The following is a 4294-nucleotide window of genomic DNA, read 5'->3' as shown; positions in this document are numbered from 1 at the left end:
GGCCGCCCGCCGACGCGGGCGGCCGGGCCGCGTGCGCGTCAGGACTTACGGGCCTTGCGGGTCTGGCTGCGGCTCTCCTTCTGGAGGGCGTCGACCAGTTCCTTCTTGCTCATCCGGGAGCGCCCGTGCACGCCCAGCTCGGCGGCGCGCCGGTAGAGGTGCTCCTTGCTGGCGTTGGCGTCCACGCCGCCGGCGGTGGGCCGGTCAGAGCCCGAGCGCTGCTTGGGCGCCCGGGGGTTGGCTGCCTGCCGGTCGGAGGGGCCCTTGCGCTCCTTCTCCTCCCAGTGGTCGCCGACCTTCTCGTAGGTGTGCTTCAGCGCCGCGTAGGCCACCCGGTGGGCGCGCTCGCCTTCGCCGTAGGAGTCCACGGCGGAGTCGTGCGCCTTGACCCAGGTGTCCTGCGCGCCGCGCGGTGAGCGCTTCAGGGTGTCCGGGAGTTCCTTGCGCCCGGGCATGGGCTGCCTCCTTCTCGGGTCGCGGGTGCGGCCGGCCGTGCGCGGGCGGCCGCTACAGCTTGACCAGCAACTGGCGGCAGGCGTCCTCGCACATGCGGCACGTCTCGGCGCACAGTTGGCAGTGGCGGTGGTGGGCGGCGTGGCGCTCGCACTCCCGCGCGCAGGCCGCGCAGTAGAGCACGCAGGTCTCCACCAGGCTGCGCTGCAACGCGCGGTCGGGCTCAGTGCGCCGGGTCAGCACGCTCTCGGTGGCCGCGCACACGTCGGCGCAGTCCAGGTCGAGGCGGATGCAGGCCGCGAGGTCGGCCACGCGCGGCTCGCCCAGGCAGGCGTCGGCGCAGGCGGTGCACGCCTGCGCGCAGGCGGCCAGGCGCTCCACGGCGGTCTTGACGAGGTCGACGTCCGCGCCCACGTCGCGCGGATGGGTGCGCAGGAACTCCTCCGTCTGGGTGGGCATGCCGAAATCTCCTCTCCCGCGAAGTCGCGTTCGTCGGTTCCGGCTCCTCCTGCGCCCCTACCGCGTACGCCCGGCGGTAAACCCGCGCGCGCCGGGGGCGGCCCGGCCGCGTCGACCTGGCGGACGAGGACACCGCCGTCATGCGCACCGTGGTGGAGCGGGTCGGCGACCGGCCGTCCCGGTCGAGCGGCGCGGCGACGCCGGGCGACCGACCTGACGACCCTGGGCCACGACCTCCTGCGGCCCGAACCGCCCGGCGGGGCGGGCGTTTGGCGTCCGCGTTTGCCGGTAGTGGGGCGGCGCGAGACACCGACCAGGAGGGCGGCGGACATGGACGTGCGAACGGTGGCTGTGCGCGAGGGCGGCACCGAGATCGCCGGCGACCTGACGGCCGGCCCCGAGGCGGCCGGCGTCGTGCTGTTCGCCCACGGCAGCGGGAGTTCGCGGCACAGCCCGCGCAACCGGCAGGTGGCCGACTCCCTCGCCAAGGCGGGGTTCGCGACGCTGCTGGTGGACCTGCTCACCGAGGACGAGGAGCGCGCCGACCAGGCGGACGGGCGCCACCGGTTCGACATCGACCTGCTCACCCGGCGGCTGACGGCGGCCGTGGACTGGCTCGCGAACGATCCGGCCACCGCCGCGCTGGACGTCGGCCTGTTCGGCGCCAGCACGGGTGCGGCGGCGGCCCTGCGCACCGCCGCCCAGCGCCCCGAGCGCGTCGCGGCGGTGGTCTCGCGCGGCGGGCGGGTGGACCTGGCGGGCGACGCGCTGGAGGAGGTGGCCGCGCCGGTGCTGATGATCGCCGGCAGCGCCGACGAGCCCATCGTGCGGGCGTCCTTCGCGGCCACCGAGAAGCTGCACGTGCAGAGCGAGGTGCACCTGGTGCCCGATGCCACCCACCTGTTCGAGGAGCCCGGCGCCCTGGAGCAGGTCACCGGCGCGGCGATGACCTGGTTCCGCGACCGGCTGGGCACCCGCTGACCATCCCCTCCTCCGGCGGTCACGTCCGCCCCGCCGCGTCAACCCCCGCTGCGCGGCCGCATCCGGCCACCCCGCATCCCGGCGCGCGCGGCCCGTGGACCTGCGCAGTTGGCGGGCCGTACCGGGCCGGTCACAGCGGCCCCAAGCGCCCCGCCACCTCCCCGCCGCAGGCGGCGGCCGCGCTGCGGCCCTTGCCACCCGCGGAAACTGACAGTTAAGTTTCCTAAAAATTCGTGACGGCCGCGCGCCGTCCCCCGGCCCCGCACGGCGGCGCAGCCTCCCGCGCGGGTGCCGCACTCCCCCTTCCTGCCGCGGAGTAGGAGACCGACCCCGTGAGATCCCCCCTGAGACTGTTCGCGCGATCCCCTCGGACATCCGCCCGCACCCCGGGCCGCCGCTCCTCCTGGCCCTCCCGCACCACCGCCCGCCTGTGCGCCGCCGCGCTCGTGCCGGTCCTGGCGGCGACCTCGCTCCTGGCCGCCTCTGCCCCCGCGTCGGCGGCGCCCGGCGAGGTCACCGTGGTCTACACCCAGGGCCAGACCTGGGAGACCGGCTACAGCGGCCAGTTCACGATCATCAACGAGACCTCCTCCGCCCTGGAGGACTGGACGATCCGGTTCACCCTGCCCGACGGGGCCGCCGTGTCGTCGCTGTGGAACGCCTCGCTCAACCGCTCCGGCGGCACCTACACCGTGACCCCGCCCACCTGGGGCGCGCCCGTGCCCGCGGGCGGCAGCTACGGGATCGGGTTTAACGGCTCCTTCTCGGGCGGCCCCGTCGACACCGAACCGCTGACCTGCACCCTCAACGGCGACCCCTGCTCGGGCGGCGGGTCGCAGGAGGACACCGAGGCGCCCTCGGCGCCCAGCGGCCTGCGGGCCACCGCCACGACCTCCTCCAGCGTGACCCTGGGCTGGAGCGCGGCCCAGGACAACGTCGGCGTGGCCGGGTACGAGGTGCTGCGCGGCGGGGAGGTGGTCGCCTCCACCACCGGCGGCGCGACCTCGGCCACCGTCGGCGGCTTGGAGCCCGACACCGAGTACACCTTCGCCGTCCGCGCCTACGACGCGGCCGGCAACCGGTCGCCGGCCAGCGGCCAGGTCAGCGCCCGCACCGCCGAGGGCGGCGGCGGACCCGGCCCCGGCGGCGACCGCCGCGTGGGCTACTTCACCCAGTGGGGCATCTACGGCCGCGACTACCTGGTGCAGGACGTCGACACCAGCGGCTCCGCCGAGAAGCTCACCCACATCAACTACGCCTTCGCCAACGTCTCGGCCGACGGCCAGTGCTTCATGGCCAACCAGCCCGGCCAGGGCGACGCCTACGCCGACTACGGGCGCAACTTCGGCGCGGCCGACAGCGTGGACGGCCAGGGCGACACCTGGGACCAGCCGCTGCGCGGCAACTTCAACCAGCTCCGCGAACTCAAGGAGCAGCACCCCGGCCTGCGGGTGCTGATCTCGCTGGGCGGCTGGACCTGGTCGCGCAACCTCTCCGACGCCGCGCTGACCGCGGAGTCGCGGGAGCGGCTGGTGCGCTCGTGCGTGGACATGTACCTGCGCGGCAACCTGCCGGTGATCGACGGCGCGGGCGGCACGGGCGCGGCGGCCGGGGTGTTCGACGGCGTCGACCTCGACTGGGAGTGGCCGGGCTCGGAGGGCCACCCCGACAACACCTACCGCCCCGAGGACAAGCAGAACTTCACCGCGCTGGTGCAGGAGTTCCGCGAGCAGTTGGACGCGCTGGGCGCCGAGAACGGCCGCGAGTACGAACTGACGGCGTTCATGGCCGCCGACCCGGCCAAGATCGAGGCCGGCTACGAGGTGGGCCCGCTGATGGAGGACTTCGACTTCGTCACGGTCCAGGGCTACGACTTCCACGGCGCGTGGGAGTCCACCACCAACCACCAGTCCAACCTCACCCCGGTGGCCGGCGACCCGGGGCCGCGCACCTACAGCGTGCAGGAGACCATCGCCGCCTACACCGACCGCGGGGCCGACCCGGCCGACCTGGTGCTGGGCGTGCCGTTCTACAGCCGGGGCTGGACGGGCGTGCCCGGCGGCCCCGACGGCGACGGCCTGTTCCAGTCCTCGACCGGACCGGCGCCCGGCCCCTTCGAGGCCGGCATCGACGACTACAAAAACATCAAGAACCTGACGGGCTACACGCTGCACCGCGACGACGCGGCCGGTACCGCCTGGCTCTACAACGGCACCACGTTCTGGACCTACGACGACCCCACGGCCATGCGGCAGAAGGTCGAGTGGGCCCAGGACCAGGGCCTCGGCGGGATCATGGCCTGGTCGCTGGACGGCGACGACGCCCAGGGCAGCCTGATGACGGCCATCGACTCCGCGCTGGAGGACTAGCAGACCGGGTGCCCGGCCGGCGCGGGCCGGCC

Annotated in this window: 4 protein-coding genes; 2 read left to right on the top strand and 2 right to left on the bottom strand. The window is 74.6% G+C overall.

The features are described 5' to 3' along the window. Positions 1-38: 38 nt before the first annotated feature. On the bottom strand, positions 39-455 hold the full coding sequence (locus LG943_RS27565) for a ChaB family protein (protein ID WP_270075309.1): 417 nt from the start codon (positions 453-455) through the stop codon (positions 39-41). A 52-nt stretch (positions 456-507) separates the two neighbouring features. Next, positions 508-912, bottom strand: coding sequence for a four-helix bundle copper-binding protein (locus tag LG943_RS27560; protein WP_270075308.1), 405 nt, complete (start codon positions 910-912; stop codon positions 508-510). A 330-nt stretch (positions 913-1242) separates the two neighbouring features. Between LG943_RS27560 and LG943_RS27555 the strand changes: the two genes are divergently transcribed. Together LG943_RS27555 and LG943_RS27550 are read left to right on the top strand one after the other, a co-directional pair. Next, positions 1243-1893 (top strand): dienelactone hydrolase family protein, encoded by a 651-nt coding sequence (locus tag LG943_RS27555; RefSeq protein WP_270075307.1) that lies wholly within the window; start codon positions 1243-1245, stop codon positions 1891-1893. Positions 1894-2321: 428 nt separating this feature from the next. Next, entirely contained in the window at positions 2322-4262 is a 1941-nt protein-coding gene (locus tag LG943_RS27550; RefSeq protein ID WP_408648667.1) for a glycosyl hydrolase family 18 protein, read from the top strand. Positions 4263-4294 lie beyond the last annotated feature (32 nt).

The organism is Streptomonospora mangrovi (assembly GCF_027604915.1).
Classification (GTDB): domain Bacteria; phylum Actinomycetota; class Actinomycetes; order Streptosporangiales; family Streptosporangiaceae; genus Streptomonospora; species Streptomonospora mangrovi.
Note: the sequence above shows the minus strand (reverse complement) of the source record. Positions and strands in the feature narration are given on the sequence as shown.

Excerpts from the sequence above, each read along its gene's own strand:
- LG943_RS27565 (WP_270075309.1), bottom strand. The coding sequence starts at position 455 with ATGCCCGGGCGCAAGGAACTCCCGGACACCCTGAAGCGCTCACCGCGC.
- LG943_RS27560 (WP_270075308.1), bottom strand. The coding sequence starts at position 912 with ATGCCCACCCAGACGGAGGAGTTCCTGCGCACCCATCCGCGCGACGTG.
- LG943_RS27555 (WP_270075307.1), top strand. The coding sequence starts at position 1,243 with ATGGACGTGCGAACGGTGGCTGTGCGCGAGGGCGGCACCGAGATCGCC.